The organism is Sinosporangium siamense (assembly GCF_016863435.1).
GTDB classification, from domain to species: domain Bacteria; phylum Actinomycetota; class Actinomycetes; order Streptosporangiales; family Streptosporangiaceae; genus Sinosporangium; species Sinosporangium siamense.
Genome location: NZ_BOOW01000035.1, coordinates 34,417 through 49,256, shown reverse-complemented (window position 1 = coordinate 49,256; position 14,840 = coordinate 34,417). Strand labels below are relative to the sequence as shown.

General features: G+C 70.5%; 10 protein-coding genes. 7 read left to right on the top strand and 3 right to left on the bottom strand.

Features of this window, described 5'->3' with window-relative positions:
* The first annotated feature begins 62 nt into the window (after positions 1-62).
* Together Ssi02_RS27050 and Ssi02_RS27045 are read left to right on the top strand one after the other, a co-directional pair.
* A complete protein-coding gene (locus Ssi02_RS27050) occupies positions 63-584 on the top strand; it encodes an adenine phosphoribosyltransferase (RefSeq protein WP_204030392.1) in 522 nt (173 codons plus the stop codon).
* Between the two features lie 210 nt (positions 585-794).
* Positions 795-2,990, top strand: a complete 2,196-nt coding sequence (locus Ssi02_RS27045) for a RelA/SpoT family protein (protein ID WP_204030461.1) — start codon at positions 795-797, stop codon at positions 2,988-2,990.
* Between the two features lie 517 nt (positions 2,991-3,507).
* On the opposite strand, the gene Ssi02_RS27040 is transcribed toward Ssi02_RS27045, so the two are convergent.
* Positions 3,508-4,737, bottom strand: a complete 1,230-nt coding sequence (locus Ssi02_RS27040; protein ID WP_204030391.1) for a DUF349 domain-containing protein — start codon at positions 4,735-4,737, stop codon at positions 3,508-3,510.
* Between the two features lie 65 nt (positions 4,738-4,802).
* A complete protein-coding gene (locus tag Ssi02_RS27035; protein ID WP_239129770.1) occupies positions 4,803-5,651 on the bottom strand; it encodes a peptidylprolyl isomerase in 849 nt (282 codons plus the stop codon).
* 150 nt (positions 5,652-5,801) lie between these two features.
* On the opposite strand from Ssi02_RS27035, the gene Ssi02_RS27030 reads away from it, so the two are divergent.
* The 3 genes from Ssi02_RS27030 to aspS are packed head-to-tail and all read left to right on the top strand — an operon-like array spanning position 5,802 to position 9,499.
* Positions 5,802-6,485 carry an MBL fold metallo-hydrolase gene (locus Ssi02_RS27030; protein WP_204030390.1) on the top strand — a complete coding sequence of 228 codons (684 nt, stop codon included), beginning with the start codon at positions 5,802-5,804 and terminating at the stop codon, positions 6,483-6,485.
* A complete protein-coding gene (gene hisS, locus Ssi02_RS27025; RefSeq protein WP_204030389.1) occupies positions 6,486-7,748 on the top strand; it encodes a histidine--tRNA ligase in 1,263 nt (420 codons plus the stop codon). It begins immediately after the preceding gene.
* Positions 7,745-9,499 carry an aspartate--tRNA ligase gene (aspS, locus tag Ssi02_RS27020; RefSeq protein ID WP_204030388.1) on the top strand — a complete coding sequence of 585 codons (1,755 nt, stop codon included), beginning with the start codon at positions 7,745-7,747 and terminating at the stop codon, positions 9,497-9,499. Before hisS ends, aspS begins: the two co-directional genes overlap by 4 nt.
* A 155-nt stretch (positions 9,500-9,654) precedes the next feature.
* Here the strand turns inward: aspS and Ssi02_RS27015 are convergent, their stop codons facing one another.
* Positions 9,655-10,566 carry a peptidylprolyl isomerase gene (locus Ssi02_RS27015; protein WP_204030387.1) on the bottom strand — a complete coding sequence of 304 codons (912 nt, stop codon included), beginning with the start codon at positions 10,564-10,566 and terminating at the stop codon, positions 9,655-9,657.
* A gap of 136 nt (positions 10,567-10,702) precedes the next feature.
* Between Ssi02_RS27015 and Ssi02_RS27010 the strand changes: the two genes are divergently transcribed.
* Positions 10,703-13,876, top strand: a complete 3,174-nt coding sequence (locus Ssi02_RS27010; RefSeq protein WP_204030386.1) for a S41 family peptidase — start codon at positions 10,703-10,705, stop codon at positions 13,874-13,876.
* 497 nt (positions 13,877-14,373) lie between these two features.
* Positions 14,374-14,838, top strand: a complete 465-nt coding sequence (locus tag Ssi02_RS27005; protein ID WP_204030385.1) for a DUF2231 domain-containing protein — start codon at positions 14,374-14,376, stop codon at positions 14,836-14,838.
* Positions 14,839-14,840 lie beyond the last annotated feature (2 nt).

The window sequence follows — 14,840 nt, the reverse complement described above, 5'->3', positions numbered from 1 at the left end:
TACCGGGGAATCTTCCCGCTATGTGGTGAAAGACGCTGTGCGTTACCCCTGAGGAGTGAACGATGACCGAACTGACTTCCCTGATCCTCGACCGGATCAGGGATGTTCCCGACTATCCTCAGCCGGGTGTGCTGTTCAAAGACATCACACCGTTGCTCGCCGACCCGGTGGCCCTCTCCGCCGTGGTGGACGAGCTGGCGCGCCTGGCCGCCGAGGTCGACAAGGTCGTCGGCATCGAGGCGCGGGGCTTCATTTTGGCCGCTCCGGTGGCCTACAGAGCGGGCGCGGGATTCGTTCCAGTGCGAAAGAAGGGCAAACTGCCCGCCGAAACCTTCGCGGCGTCCTACGATTTGGAATACGGCTCCGCGACCGTCGAGGTCCACCGGGATGCTTTCGCTCCCGGAGACCGGGTGATCATCGTCGATGACGTGCTCGCCACCGGCGGCACGGCGCGGGCGACCGTGGAGCTGGTCAAGAGGGCGGGCGCCGAGGTCGTCGGCGTCGCCGTACTCATGGAATTGGCCTTCCTCAAGGGCCGGGACCGGTTGGAAGACGTGGACCTCCGCTCGTTGGTGATCGTCTGACCGGCCCTCTCGGACGGTTCCCTCTCCACTGGCGTGGATACACTGAGGGATCTGACTCGAACGTAAGGAGTCTGTGTGCCGCGTGATGTGGTCGCACCCGACCAGACCGCCGCAGGCGACGGTCCGGGTGCACTCGCGCCTGCGAGCGACCTGGGTTCGTCCGCGTCCACCGGCACGGGTGTTCGCCGCAGACTCTTTGGGGGTGGGGGCATGAACCCAGTGCTCGAACCGCTCTTCCGGACGGTCCGTGCGACTCATCCCAAGGCCGACCTGCGGCTGATCGAGCGCGCCTACGAGATGGCGGCCTACCACCACCGCGACCAGAAGCGGAAGAGCGGTGACCCCTACATCACCCATCCGCTCGCCGTCACGACGATCCTCGCCGAGCTCGGCACGGACGACGAGACGCTCTGCGCCGCCCTCCTCCACGACACCGTCGAGGACACCGCCTACAGCCTCGACGAGCTGCGCGGCGACTTCGGCGACAACATCGCCCTGCTGGTCGACGGCGTCACCAAGCTGGACAAGGTCAAGTTCGGTGACGCCGCCCAGGCCGAGACCGTGCGCAAGATGGTCGTGGCCATGTCCCGCGACATCCGGGTCCTGGTCATCAAACTGGCCGACCGGCTGCACAACATGCGCACCATGCGTTACCTCCCCGAGCACAAGCGCCAGCAGAAGTCGCGGGAGACGCTGGAGATCTTCGCCCCCCTGGCCCACCGGCTCGGCATGAACACCATCAAGTGGGAGCTTGAGGACCTCTCCTTCGCGCTCATGTATCCGAAGCGTTACGACGAGATCGCCCGCATGGTCTCCAAGCGTGCCCCCCGCCGCGACCTGTTCCTCCAGGAGGTCATCGAGGAGGTCTCCGGCGACCTGCGCCAGGCCAAGATCCGCGCGACCGTCAAGGGCCGGCCGAAGCACTACTACTCGATCTACCAGAAGATGATCGCCAAGGACGTCGCCTTCGACGACATCTACGACCTGGTGGGCATCCGAGTGCTCGTCGACACGGTGCGCGACTGTTATGCGGCCCTCGGAACGATCCACGCGCGATGGAACCCGGTGCCCGGCCGGTTCAAGGACTACATCGCGATGCCCAAGTTCAACATGTACCAATCGCTGCACACGACCGTCATAGGGCCCGAGGGCAAGCCGGTCGAGCTGCAGATCCGCACCCACGCCATGCACCACCGGGCCGAATACGGCGTGGCCGCGCACTGGAAGTACAAGGACGAGATGATCTCCGCGGGTGGCGGCGGAGGCAAGATCAAGCCGATGAGCGACATGGCGTGGCTGCGCCAGCTCCTCGACTGGCAGAAGGAGACCGCCGACCCCGGCGAGTTCCTCGAGTCGCTCCGCTTCGACCTGTCGGTCTCAGAGGTCTACGTCTTCACCCCGCGGGGCCAGGTCATGGCGCTGCCCGAGGGGGCGACGCCGGTCGACTTCGCCTACGCCGTGCACACCGAGGTGGGGCACCGCTGCATCGGCGCCAGGGTCAACGGCAGACTCGTGCCGCTGGAGTCGCGGCTGGGCAACGGCGACACCGTGGAGATCTTCACCTCCAAGTCGCCCGACGCCGGCCCGTCGCGCGACTGGCTCAAGTTCGTCAAGAGCGGCCGCGCCCGCAACAAGATCCGCCAGTGGTTCTCCAAGGAGCGCAGGGAGACCGCCATCGAGGCGGGCAAGGAGGCCATCGGCCGTGCCATGCGCAAGCAGGGGCTCCCGCTCCAGCGGCTCATGTCGGGTGAGGCCCTGCTCGCCCTCGCCCGCGACCTGCGCTACCCCGACGTCTCCTCGCTCTACGCCGCGGTCGGCGAAGGGCACGTAGCGGCCCAGTCGGTCGTGCAGAAGCTCGTGCAGTCCTTCGGCGGCGTCGACGGCGCGGAGGAGGACATCGCCGAGGTCGCCATGCCCACCCGCATGCGCGGCCGCCCTCGCAGCGGCTCCAACGCCGGCGTGGTCGTCGCGGGCGACCCCGACGTGTGGGTGCGCCTGTCGCGGTGCTGCACCCCGGTGCCGGGCGACGAGATCATCGGTTTCGTGACCCGCGGGCACGGCGTGTCGGTGCACCGGGTCAACTGCCCCAACATCGAGCAGCTCAGGTCCGAGCCCGACCGCCTCGTCGAGGTGAGCTGGTCGCCGAGCGACGACTCGGTCTTCCTCGTGGCCATCCAGGTTGAGGCCCTCGACCGGCCGCGGCTGCTGTCGGACGTGACGCGCACCCTGTCCGACCACCACGTCAACATCTTGTCGGCCTCGGTCACGACCTCGCGGGACCGGGTGGCGGTGAGCAAGTTCACCTTCGAGATGGGCGATCCGAAGCACCTCGGCCACGTGCTCAAGGGTGTGCGCAACGTCCAGGGCGTCTACGACGTCTACCGGGTGAGCGGCGCGGGAAGCTGACTCCCGCCGCGGGGGCACGGCGAAGCCTCCGCGGGCCGTGCCATGACGATGGCCTGTCGTGAAGACGATGGCCTGTCGTGAAGACGGCCTTGAGAAGCCCTCTCCCCGGGGCAGAAAAAGCTTGTGGGTAGTTTTCCGCAAAGGCAGTTCCAGCACCGGAGAGAGGGCTTTCAGCTCTCCGGAGGGGCCGCTATAGCCGGTGAGGGGCGGGAAAGGACCTGCCTGCGCCTGATTCGATAAGCGCTCAGACACAACGCGGGCACATTCAGCCCCCATAAGGGCCCCGGTTCACACCGGCCTCAGCGCTTTCCCCCACCGCGCCCTTCGCGCATCTCGAAACACCCGGCGAATTCGAGGGGTGCGCGTCCATACCGCGATTCCGCACACATGGCCGAGATCCTCCGTACGGGTGACCCCGCACACGAAGATCGTGCCCTCCCAGTCGTGCCCCTCACAAACGAACGGGGGCGGAGGACCGGTGAAGGTCCTCCGCCCCCGTCGGGCGCTCAGGTGCGGGTCAGGAGAACTCCGCGAGCGTGCGCTCGGCCTCCTCAAGCCACGAGCGGCGGGCCGCCAGTGCCTCCTCGGCCTCCTTCACGTCCTTGTCCCGGCCTGCGGCCGTCGCCTTGGCGAGGCGGCCCTCAAGCTGCTCGATCGATCTGCGCAGCTGGTTGACGGTGTCCTGGGCGCGGGCGCGGGCCTCGGGGTTGGACCGCTTCCACTCGGCCTCTTCTCCCCGGCGGACGGCCTCGTCGACCCTGCGCAGGCCGCCCTCAAGGCGGTCGCGCATGTCGCGGGGCACGGGGCCGGCGGCCTCCCAGCGCTCCAGGATGCCGCGCAGGGTGGCGCGGGCCGCCCGGGCGTCGGTGACCGGGACGATCTTCTCGGCCTCGATCAGGAGCTGCTCCTTGATCTCGGCGTTGGCGGCCAGTGAGGCGTCACGCTCGGCGTAGACGGCCGAGCGGGCCTGGAAGAACTGGTCCTGAGCGCTCTTGAACCTGGTCCACAGCTCGTCCTCGGCCTCGCGCGAGGCCCGGCCTGCGCTCTTCCACTGCCGCATGAGCTCGCGGTAGACCGACGCGGTGTTGCTCCAGTCGGTCGAGTCGGCGAGCGCCTCGGCCTCGGCGACGATGCGCTCCTTGGCGGCGCGCACGCCTTCGCGCTGCTCGTCGAGGCCCGCGAAGTAGGCCTTGCGCCGCTTGGCGAAGGCCGTGCGCGCGGACGAGAGGCGCTTCCAGAGCGTCGCCTCGGTGGCCCTGTCGATGCGCTCGGCGGCCTTCCACTCCTCGACGAGCTGCCGGAGCCGCTCGCCGCCGGACTTCCAGTGTGTGGTGTCCTCGGCGATGCGCTCGGCCTCGGCGACGATGCGCTCCTTGACGCCCTTGGCCTCGGCCCGGGCGTGGTCGCGGGCCGCCTTGACCTCTTCGCGGCGCTGGCCGACCAGGTCGGTCAGCGCGGTGAGGCGGCCCATCAGGGCCGCGAGGTCGCCGACGGCCTTGGCCTCGGCCACGGCGTCGCGCAGCTTGACGATGCCGGCCTCCGCCTGGGCGGGAGGCAGGTCGGTGCCGCGGACCCTCTGCTCGAGGAGCTCCACCTGCGTGGCGAGCTCGGCGTACTTGCGCCGGTAGTACGCCAGAGCCTCCTCTGGCTCGCCTGCCTGCCAGGACCCGACGGCCCGTTCTCCCTCAGCCGTACGCACGTAGACGGTGCCGTCGTCGTCTACCCGGCCCCACGGGTCGGTGCTCACCGTGTCCTCCCGCACTTGAATCAGACCCTTCGGGACTACGTTTGGTCGTCCCTTGTTGTATTACGTCAGTCCTTGCCAGAGATTGTCACGCTTTTCAGTTCGACGCGCTCCTTCGGGGGGCCGTCGCCCTCCGGGCTCTCGACACCCGCCTTGGCGACCTTGTCCACGATCTCCATTCCCTTGGTGACCGTACCGAATGGGGTGAAGTTCGGTGGCAACGACTTGGTCTCATCGCCATAGACGATGAAGAACTGGCTGCCGTTGGTGTTCGGACCGCTGTTGGCCATCGCCAGCACGCCCCTGACGTATTCGGCGCCCTGGAGGTTTTCGTCAACAAAACGGTATCCGGGATTGCCCTGGCCGTCCGTGGGATTTTTACCGTCCCCCTTCGCCTGGGCGTCACCGCACTGGAGCACCTTGATGCCCTTCGTGGTCACCCGGTGGCAGACCGTGTTGTCGAAGTACTTCTTCGAGGCGAGGAATTCGAACGACCCGACGGTGCAAGGTGCTTTGTCGCCGGCGAGCTCGGCCTCGATCGTGCCGAGGCCGGTCTTGACCGTCATGGTCTTGGGCTTTGCCGAGACCGTGCCGGGCGGCAGGCCCACGCTCTTGGTCGCGCCTTCGGTTCGTGCGGCATATCCGCAGGTGCCGGTCTTCTTATCGTAAGCCGTCGGCTCCGCCTCGGCCGGCGCGCTCTGCGAAGGGTCGGGGGATGCCTGCGCGCTCGTGTCGGAGTTCTGCCCGCCGATCAGCGCGAAGGCCGCGACCACGCCGCCGACGACGGCCACCACGCCGACGGTGGAGCCGATGACGGCGTTGCGCCTGGCCTTGGCCGCGCGCTCGGCGCGCCGTTTCATCTGACGCTCATGGTGCTCGCGTGCGAGCATCCGCTGGCGATCCTTGCCGGTGCCCACTGCCCTTGCCCTCCCGCGTGTCCGTGTATGAACTAACTGAGGTGGGCGAATCGTATCGGCCCTCGGGTCATGGTTCGCAGCCCGGCGACCCGCACCGGTACCCTTCGGTTACATTCCCATCCGCATTCTTGACGAGATCACCTGAGGCAGATGCTCATCGCAGGCTTTCCCGCAGGATCCTTCCAGGCCAACTGCTACGTCGTCGCGCCGGAGGCGGGGGAGGAGTGCGTGGTCGTCGATCCCGGCCAGGACGCCGTCCCCGGATTGGACGAGATCCTGCGAGAGCACAGGCTCAAGCCCGTCGCGGTTCTGCTCACCCACGGCCACCTCGACCACATGTGGTCGGTGGTGCCGGTGTGCGGCGCCCGCGACGTGCCGGCCTGGATCCACCCCGAGGACCGCGAGCTGCTCGCGGACCCGGGCAAGGGCCTTCCCCTGGCGATGACCCAGCAGCTCTTCGGCGGGCTCACCTTCACCGAGCCCGACGACGTGCGCGAGCTGGCCGACGGCGAGGTGCTCAAGCTCGCCGGTCTGGAGATCGCCGTCGACCACGCTCCAGGCCACACGAAAGGGTCGGTGACCTTCAGGCTCCCCCAGCCCGAGGTGATGCTCTCGGGCGACCTGCTGTTCGCCGGCTCGATCGGCCGCACCGACCTGCCGGGCGGCGACTACCCGACCATCCTCGACAGCCTGGCCAGAAAGTGCCTGACGCTGCCGGACGAGACGGTGGTCCTTCCCGGTCACGGACCGCAGACCACGATCGGACGCGAGCGCGCCACCAACCCCTACCTCAGGGACCTCGCGCCGCCGTCCGGTCCTACCAGGGGGATCTAGATGAGTTTTCAGGCACCCAAGGGCACATTCGACTGGATGCCGCCCCGTTCCGAACTGGCCCTCGCCGTCCGGGACGCGATGTCGGCGCCGGTGCGCCGCGCGGGCTACGGCTACGTCGAGACGCCGACCTTCGAGGACACGGCGCTGTTCGCCCGGGGAGTCGGCGAGTCGACCGACATCGTCTCCAAGGAGATGTACACCTTCGAGGACAAGGGCGGCCGCTCCATCACCCTCCGGCCCGAGGGCACCGCGTCCACGGTGCGCGCGGTCCTGCAGCACGGCCTGCAGAACGGCCCCCTGCCCGCCAAGGTGTGGTACTCCGGGAGTTTCTTCCGCTACGAGCGGGCGCAGAAGGGCCGCTACCGCCACTTCTCCCAGGTGGGCGCCGAGGCTCTCGGCGTCGAGGACCCCGCGCTCGACGCGGAGCTGATCCAGCTCGCCGCCGAGGGGTTCGCCTCGCTCGGGCTGACAGGGGTGCGGCTGCTGCTCAACTCGCTCGGCTGCGCCGCCTGCCGCCCGGCCTACCGCGCCGCCCTCCAGGACTTCCTGCGCGCCCTCGACCTGGACGACGCCACCCGGGCCAGGGTGGAGCTCAACCCGCTGCGCGTGCTCGACGACAAGCGGCCCGAGGTGCGCGCCCAGCTCGGCGGCGCGCCGCTCGTCACCGATCACCTGTGCGAGGCGTGCAAGGGCTACCACGAGGAGGTCAGGTCTCTGCTGACCGACGCCGGCGTGGCCTTCGCCGACGACCCCCGCCTGGTGCGCGGCCTCGACTACTACACCCGCACCACCTTCGAGTTCGTCCACGACGGCCTCGGCTCCCAGTCGGCGGTCGGCGGCGGCGGGCGCTACGACGGCCTCAGCGAGATGATCGGCGGCCCGCCGCTGCCCGGCGTCGGCTGGGCGATCGGCGTCGACCGCACCGTGCTCGCGCTTGAGGCCGAGGGTCTGGCCGCGCCGCGCTCGTCCGGCGGCGTGCAAGTGTACGGCGTGGCCCTCGGCGACGAGGCCCGCCGCCTGCTCTTCTCGCTCCTCATCGAGCTGCGCCGGGCCGGGGTCACGGCGGACATGGCCTTCGGCGGCAAGGGGCTCAAGGGGGCCATGAAGGGCGCCGACCGGTCGGGGGCGACCTACGCGGTGATCATCGGCGAGCGCGATCTCGCCGCCGGCGCCGCCCAGGTGAAGGACCTCGCCAGCGGCGAGCAGGCCGCGGTGCCGCTCGCCGAGATCGTGACCACGCTTAAGGAGAGACTGACCCAATGATCCGCACGCACGAGGCCGGATCGCTCCGCAGAGAGCACGCCGGGACCCAGGTAGTCCTGGCCGGATGGGTGGCGCGCCGCCGTGACCACGGAGGCGTCGTCTTCATCGACCTGCGAGACGCCTCCGGCTCGGCCCAGGTGGTCTTCCGCGAGGAGGACCACGCCCACGACCTGCGCTCCGAATACTGCGTCAAGGTCGTGGGCGAGGTCCGCGTGCGCCCCGAGGGCAACGAGAACCCCGATCTGCCGACCGGCGAGATCGAGGTCGTCGCGTCGACGGTCGAGGTGCTGAGCGAGTCGGCCCCCCTGCCGTTCCCCATCGAGGGGTCGACCGGCGTGTCGGAGGAGGCGCGGCTGAAATACCGCTACCTCGACATCCGCCGCTCCCAGGTCGCCGAGGCCATGCGGATCCGCTCCAAGGCGACCTACATCGCCAACGAGGTGATGAACGACCACGGGTTCGTCTACGTCGAGACGCCGACGCTGACCCGCTCGACGCCCGAGGGCGCGCGCGACTTCCTGGTGCCGGTCCGCCTCCAGCCCGGCAGCTGGTATGCCCTGCCCCAGTCGCCGCAGCTGTTCAAGCAGCTCCTGATGGTCTCCGGCCTTGAGCGCTACTACCAGCTCGCCCGCTGCTTCCGCGACGAGGACCTCCGCGCCGACCGGCAGCCGGAGTTCACCCAGATCGACATCGAGATGTCCTTCGCCGACCAGGACGACGTCATCGCCCTCGGCGAGGCGCTGATCGGTCGCCTCTGGAAGGACATCCTCGGCTACGAGCTGCCCTCGCCGCTGCCGCGCATGACCTACGCCGAGGCGATGGCGCGCTACGGCTCGGACAAGCCGGACGTCCGGTTCGGCTGCGAGCTCGTGGAGATGACCGACTACTTCGCCGACACCCCGTTCCGGGTGTTCCAGGCGCCTTATGTCGGCGCGGTCGTCATGCCGGGCGGCGCCTCCCAGACCCGCAAGGAGCTCGACGGCTGGCAGGACTGGGCCAAGTCGCGCGGCGCGCGCGGCCTCGCCTACGTCCTCGTCCAGGAGGACGGCGAGCTCGGCGGCCCGGTCGCCAAGAACCTCTCGGAGGCCGAGCGGGCCGGCCTCGCCGCCCGCGTGGGCGCCTCGCCCGGCGACGCGGTCTTCTTCGCGGCCGGGGCCAAGATCGCCTCGCGCGACCTGCTGGGTGCGGCGCGGCTGGAGATCGGCCGCCGCTGCGGCCTGATCGACGAGTCGCAGTGGGCGTTCCTGTGGATCGTCGACGCGCCGATGTTCGAGCCGGCGATCAACGAGAAGGGCGAGCAGGTCGGCTGGACCGTCGTGCACCACCCCTTCACCGGTCCGAAGCCGGAGTGGGCCGACAACTTCCAGGACCACCCGGAGGAGGCGCTCGCCTACGCCTACGACATGGTCTGCAACGGCATGGAGATCGGCGGCGGCTCGATCCGTATCCACCGGGCCGAGATGCAGCAGCGCGTGTTCGAGGTGCTCGGCATCGAGAAGGAGGAGGCCGAGTCCAAGTTCGGCTTCCTGCTTGAGGCGTTCAAGTACGGGCCGCCGCCGCACGGCGGCATCGCCTACGGCTGGGACCGCGTCTGCATGCTGCTGACGGGCGGCGAGTCGATCCGCGACGTCATCGCCTTCCCGAAGACCGCCTCCGGCTTCGACCCGCTCACCGGCGCCCCGACGCCCATCACGGGCGACCAGCGCAAGGAGGCGGGGGTCGACGCCACCCCGAAGCCGACGGGCGTCTGAGCGCCTCTCAGAGGCCCGTACGGCGAAGCCTCACGGCGGCCGGGTGCCGGAGGGCACCCGGCCGCGCCGGCGGGGCGTCCCATGTGGACGAGCCCGCATAAACGATGGCGGCCCGCCTCCCTCCCGGGAGCGGGCCGCCTGCGCTATGCCGTACCTCAACGGACGGACATCTTCACGTCCTTGATCGTGACGGGGAGCTTGGGCGCGTTCGAACCGCCGTCGCCGATGATGTCGCCGTCGTGCTTGAGGATGCCTCCGGCCGCGACCCGGTCGACGATCTCGATGCCCTTGGTCACGACGCCGAGGGTGCTGAACTGCCCGCCGAGTTCGGCCGTCTCGTCACCGTAGGAGATGGCGAACTGGCTGTTGTTGGCGTTCGCCGCGTCGGAGGACTGCGCGAGCAGCACCACGCCCCGCTTCGGCGGGATACCGACGTTCTCGTCGTTGTAGAGGTAGCCCGCGGTGCCCTGCCCGTCGGTGTCGCTCTTGCCGTCGGCCTTGGCGTGCGGGTCGCCGCACTGGAGCAGCTTGAGGCCCGCGGTCTCCATGGTCGCCAGCCGGTGACACTTGTTGCCGTCGTAGAAGTTCTTCCTGGCCAGGTGGGCGAAGGAGTTCACTGCGCAGGGCGCCGCCTGGGTGGCGAGCTCGATCACGATGTCGCCCTGGTTGGTCACCAGCGTCATGTGCTTCCAGCGCATGTTCGGCTTCTTCGGCGGATAACCCACGAACTTGGTCGGCACGCCGGTCGTGTCCTTGCGATATTCGCACGACACCGCGTTCGAGTCCTTCCCCGGAACGGAGGGGATGGCGGAGGGTACGGCCGAGGGGGAGGCGGAGGCGGAGGCCGACGGCGTCGGGCTCTGCGAGGCCGCGGTGTTCGCCGGCTCACCCGATCCGCCGCTCACCACGACGGCGGCGATGATCCCGCCCACCACGACGACGGCTCCGACGCCGACGGCGAGGGCGACGGTGCGCTTGCTCTTCTCGGGGGCCTCCTCCTGCGCGCGCCGCGCCTGCCTTTCCTTGTGTTCCCGAGCCAGCCGGCTCTGGCGGTCTTCGCCGCTCACGGTGCGTCCTCCGAGTTTACTGTTCCATGACTTTTCAACCTGGCGCATCGTATCGGCCCTCGGATGTGCTTCACGTAAGCCGAGAATTCGATCAACGCTATTGAGAGCCCCACAGGGGCGACTTAACATGGCCTGAGTGACTAGTGGGTCGTACCTCCGGTTTCCTTACATTCATCGAGGTCTCCTGGCTTTTATCGCGGAAGACGACGTATGGGTCGCGCCGCTGGACGGGGGGAGGGCCTACCGTCTCAGCGTCGACCGTGTTCGCGTCAGCCACCCGCGCATCTCGCCGGACGGCGCTCACATCGCCTGGACGAGCTGGCGCGACACCGACGCCGAACTCCACATCGCCCCCGTCGACGGCGGCCCCGCCCGCAGGCTCACCTACTGGGCCCACCACAGCACCCGGCTGCGCGGCTGGCACGGCACAGACACCCTGCTGGCCACCAGCGCCCACAGCCAGCCGTTCCACTTCATGACGCGGGCCTACGCCGTTCCCGCGCAGGGCGGCCCCGCCGAGCGCCTGCCGTATGGGCCCGTGTCGGACCTCGCGGTCGCGGGGGAGAGCACCCTGCTGCTCACCGGGGCCGCCTCGCACGAACCCGCCCACTGGAAGCGCTACCGCGGCGGCGGAACGGGCCGGCTCTGGCTCGACGGCGCGCCGCTGCCGCTCGACCTGCCCGGCCAGCTCGCCTGCCCCATGCTCGTCGGCGACCGCGTCGCGTTCCTCTCCGACCACGAGGGCGTCGGCAACCTCTACTCCTGCGCCCGCGACGGCTCCGGCCTGACCCGCCACACCGCCCACGAGGACTTCTACGCCCGCCAGGCCGCCACCGACGGCACCCGCGTCGTCTACGTGCGCGCCGGCGAGCTGTGGGTCCTGCCCGACCTCTCCGGCGAGCCCGAGCCGCTGCGCGTCAGGCTCGGCGGCTCGGGCCGCGGGCGCCAGCCGCACCCCGCGGCGAAGCGCCCCGACGACTACGCCTGCGACGTCACCGGGCGGGCCAGTGCCGTGGAGGTCGCCGGCGCCGTGTACTGGGTGCCGCACGAGGACGGCCCGGTGCGCGCCCTCGACGTACGGCGCGGCGTGCGCGCCCGGATGCCCCTCGTGCTCGGCGGGCCCCGCCCGGGCGACGGAGAGGAGGAGTCCGCGCCGCCCGGCAACGGGCCCGTCGTGTGGGTCAGCGACGCCTCCGGCGAGGACGGCCTGGAGGTCTTACCCGAGGGCGGCCCGCCCAAGGCTGTCGCGGCGGGCGCCCTCGGCCGCGTCGAGGAGATCGCCGGGGCGCCCGACGGGAGCGCCGTGGCCGTTGCCACCCACGACGGGCGGCTGCTCCTCGTGAGCCTGCCGGACGGCGAGGTCGGCGAGCTCGCCCGCTCGGGCGACGGCGTCGTCGGCGACCTCGCCTTCTCCCCCGACTCGGCCTGGCTCGCCTGGTCCCATCCCGATCAGGGGACGTCGCGCGGCATCCGCCTCATGAAACTGGCCGACCGGACCGTCGTCGAGGCCACCGACGGGCGGTTCGCCGACAGCGACCCCGTCTTCACACTCGACGGCAGATATCTCGCCTTCCTGTCCCGGCGCGGCTTCGACCCGATCTACGACGCCCACTCGTTCGACCTCGCCTTCCCACTCGGCTACCGGCCGTATCTGATCCCGCTCCAGCAGGGCACCCCGCCGCCCTTCGGCCCGCGGCTCGGCGGACGGCCCGTCGACCCCGAGGACGCGCCCACCGTCGGCGAGGTCGCCGTCGACGTCGACGGCCTCCAGGAGCGCGTCCTCGCGCTGCCCGTCGCCGAAGGGCGCTACCACGGCCTCGAAGCGGTCAAGGACGGCCTGCTGTGGCTGCGCATGCCGCAGCGCGACCCCGAGCCGGCCGGCGGGGGCGGGCACCGCCGCCGGCACCGCTACGTCCTCGAACGCTTCGACTTCGGCAAACGCGCCGTCGAGGAGCTCGACGACGAGGTGTCCCGCTACGCCGTCAGCGGCGACCGCACCCGCGTCGTCGTCCTCGACCAGGGCGACCTGCGCGTCATGCCCGTCTCGGGGAAGAAGAGCGACGCCGCCTCGATCGACCTCAACCGGATCCGGCTGGAGATCGACCCGGCCGACCGGTGGCGCCAGGCCTATGCCGAGGCCGGGCGCATCATGCGCGACCGCTTCTGGGTGGCGGACATGGGCGGGGTCGACTGGGCGCGGGCCCTCGACACCTACCGGCCGTGGCTGTCCCGGGTCGGCGGGCCGGACGACTTCGCCGACCTCCTGCGGGAGCTGTTCGGCGAACTCGGCGCCTCCCACACCTACGTGACCTCCGGCCACGGGCACGGCTCCTACCGGTTCGTCGGCATGCTCGGCGCCGACCTCGTGCGCGACACCGACGGACTCTGGCGGGTGCGCCGCGTATATGCGGCCGAGACCTCCGACCCCCACGCGCGATCGCCCCTGGCGGGCAGCGGCATCAAGCCCGGGGACGCCCTGCTCGCCGTCGACGGACACCCCGTCGACCCCGTCACCGGCCCGGCGCCGCTCCTCGTCGACGCGGCTGACAAACCCGTCGAACTCGCCGTGGAGTCGGGCGGCAGGCAGTTCCGCGCGGTCGTCGTGCCCGTGATCGACGATGCCGCCCTGCGCTACCACGCCTGGGTGCAGGACCGGAGAGCCCACGTCCGGCGGCTCAGCGGCGGACGCGCCGGCTATCTGCACGTGCCCGACATGACCGGCGGCGGCTGGTCGCAGCTCCACCGCGACCTCAGCCGCGAACTCACCCGCGACACCCTCATCGTCGATGTGCGCGGCAACCGCGGCGGCAACACCTCGGAGCTGGTCGTGGAGAAACTCACCCGCAGGATCGTGGGGTGGACGATCAACCGCCACACCCAGCCGCGAAGCTGGCCTCGAGACGCCCCCCGCGGCCCCGTCGTCGTGGTCTGCGACGAGGAGACCTGCTCCGACGGCGACATCATCATCGGGGCCGTGCAGTCGCTCAAGCTCGGCCCCGTGGTCGGCACCAGGACGTGGGGCGGGGTCATCGGCTTCCGGGGGTCCCACCGGCTCACCGACGGCACCGGCATCACGGTGCCCGGCTACGCCCACTGGTCACACGCCTACGGGTGGGAGCTGGAGAACCGCGGCGCGGTGCCGGACGTCGAGGTGCTCATCACACCGCGCGACTGGGCGGCGGGGGTGGACACCCAGCTCGATACGGCCGTACGGCTGGCGCTCGAAGCCTTGGCCGAGCGCCCCCCGGCGGGTCCGCCCGACCCCACCACCCGGCCCGAACGAGGGCGCCCGCGACCGCACTCGGGTTAAGGGGGCTTCCGCGGTACTGGGTTTGGGCCGGTAGCCCTCGGGGGCGCAGGCGTGGAGGTGCATGCCCGCGATTCCCCCGCCGATTTCCCCGCCCCCGCCCCCGGCCCCGGGGCGGGGTGGCCGGGGCGCGGCCCGCGCGAGGGGGAGGCTTCCGCCATGCCGATCGACGACAACGCCCCATCGGGCGGGCGCGCGGCGGGCGTCGAGACCGCCGTGCGGGTGGCGCTCGAAGCCTTGGCCAATCGTCCCCCGGCGGTCGTGCCCACCCCCGCCACCCACCTCGCGGGGGCCGTCCGCGACCGCAACCGGGGCGGCGGGAGGGCTAAGGGGGCTTCTGCCGTACTCAAGCCCTGGGCGGGCACCGGACTTAGGGGGAAAAGAGAGCGAGGGTGGCATTTGATGGCGTTGTTATCTCAGCGGATCTAGGGTTTGACCGAACGCATCCCCCTCAGGGGCCGTACTTCTGTGCGAACAGTCCCGACCTCGGAGCGCAACTCATGTTCAATGAGATCTTCGGCCTGCCCCTCCACCCCCTTGTCGTCCATGCCGCAGTGGTGCTGGCGCCGCTGTTCGCTCTCCTCGCCCTCGTGCTCGGCCTCCTGCCGGGGCAGCGCGATCGGCTCGGGTGGGCGATCACCGGCCTTGCCGTGCTTGCCCCGCTGTCGGTGCTCGGCGCCCAGCTCACCGGTCCGCTGCTCAGGGACAGGGTGTTCGGCGGCCAGCCGCCGTCCGGCGAGCTCGGCGAGCGGATCGCCATGCACGAGGGGTTCAGTCTGCCCCTGCTCCTGCTCACCGCCGGGCTCAGCCTGGCATCCCTGCTCCAGGTCCACGGGGGCGCCCGCTTCGGGCCCGGCGTCACCAACCCGCTGCGGATCCTCACCGTGGTGCTGGCCCTCGCCGTCGTCTACTACACCGTCCGCGCCGGCCACTCGGGCGCCGAGGCGGTGTGGCTGACCGGGTGACG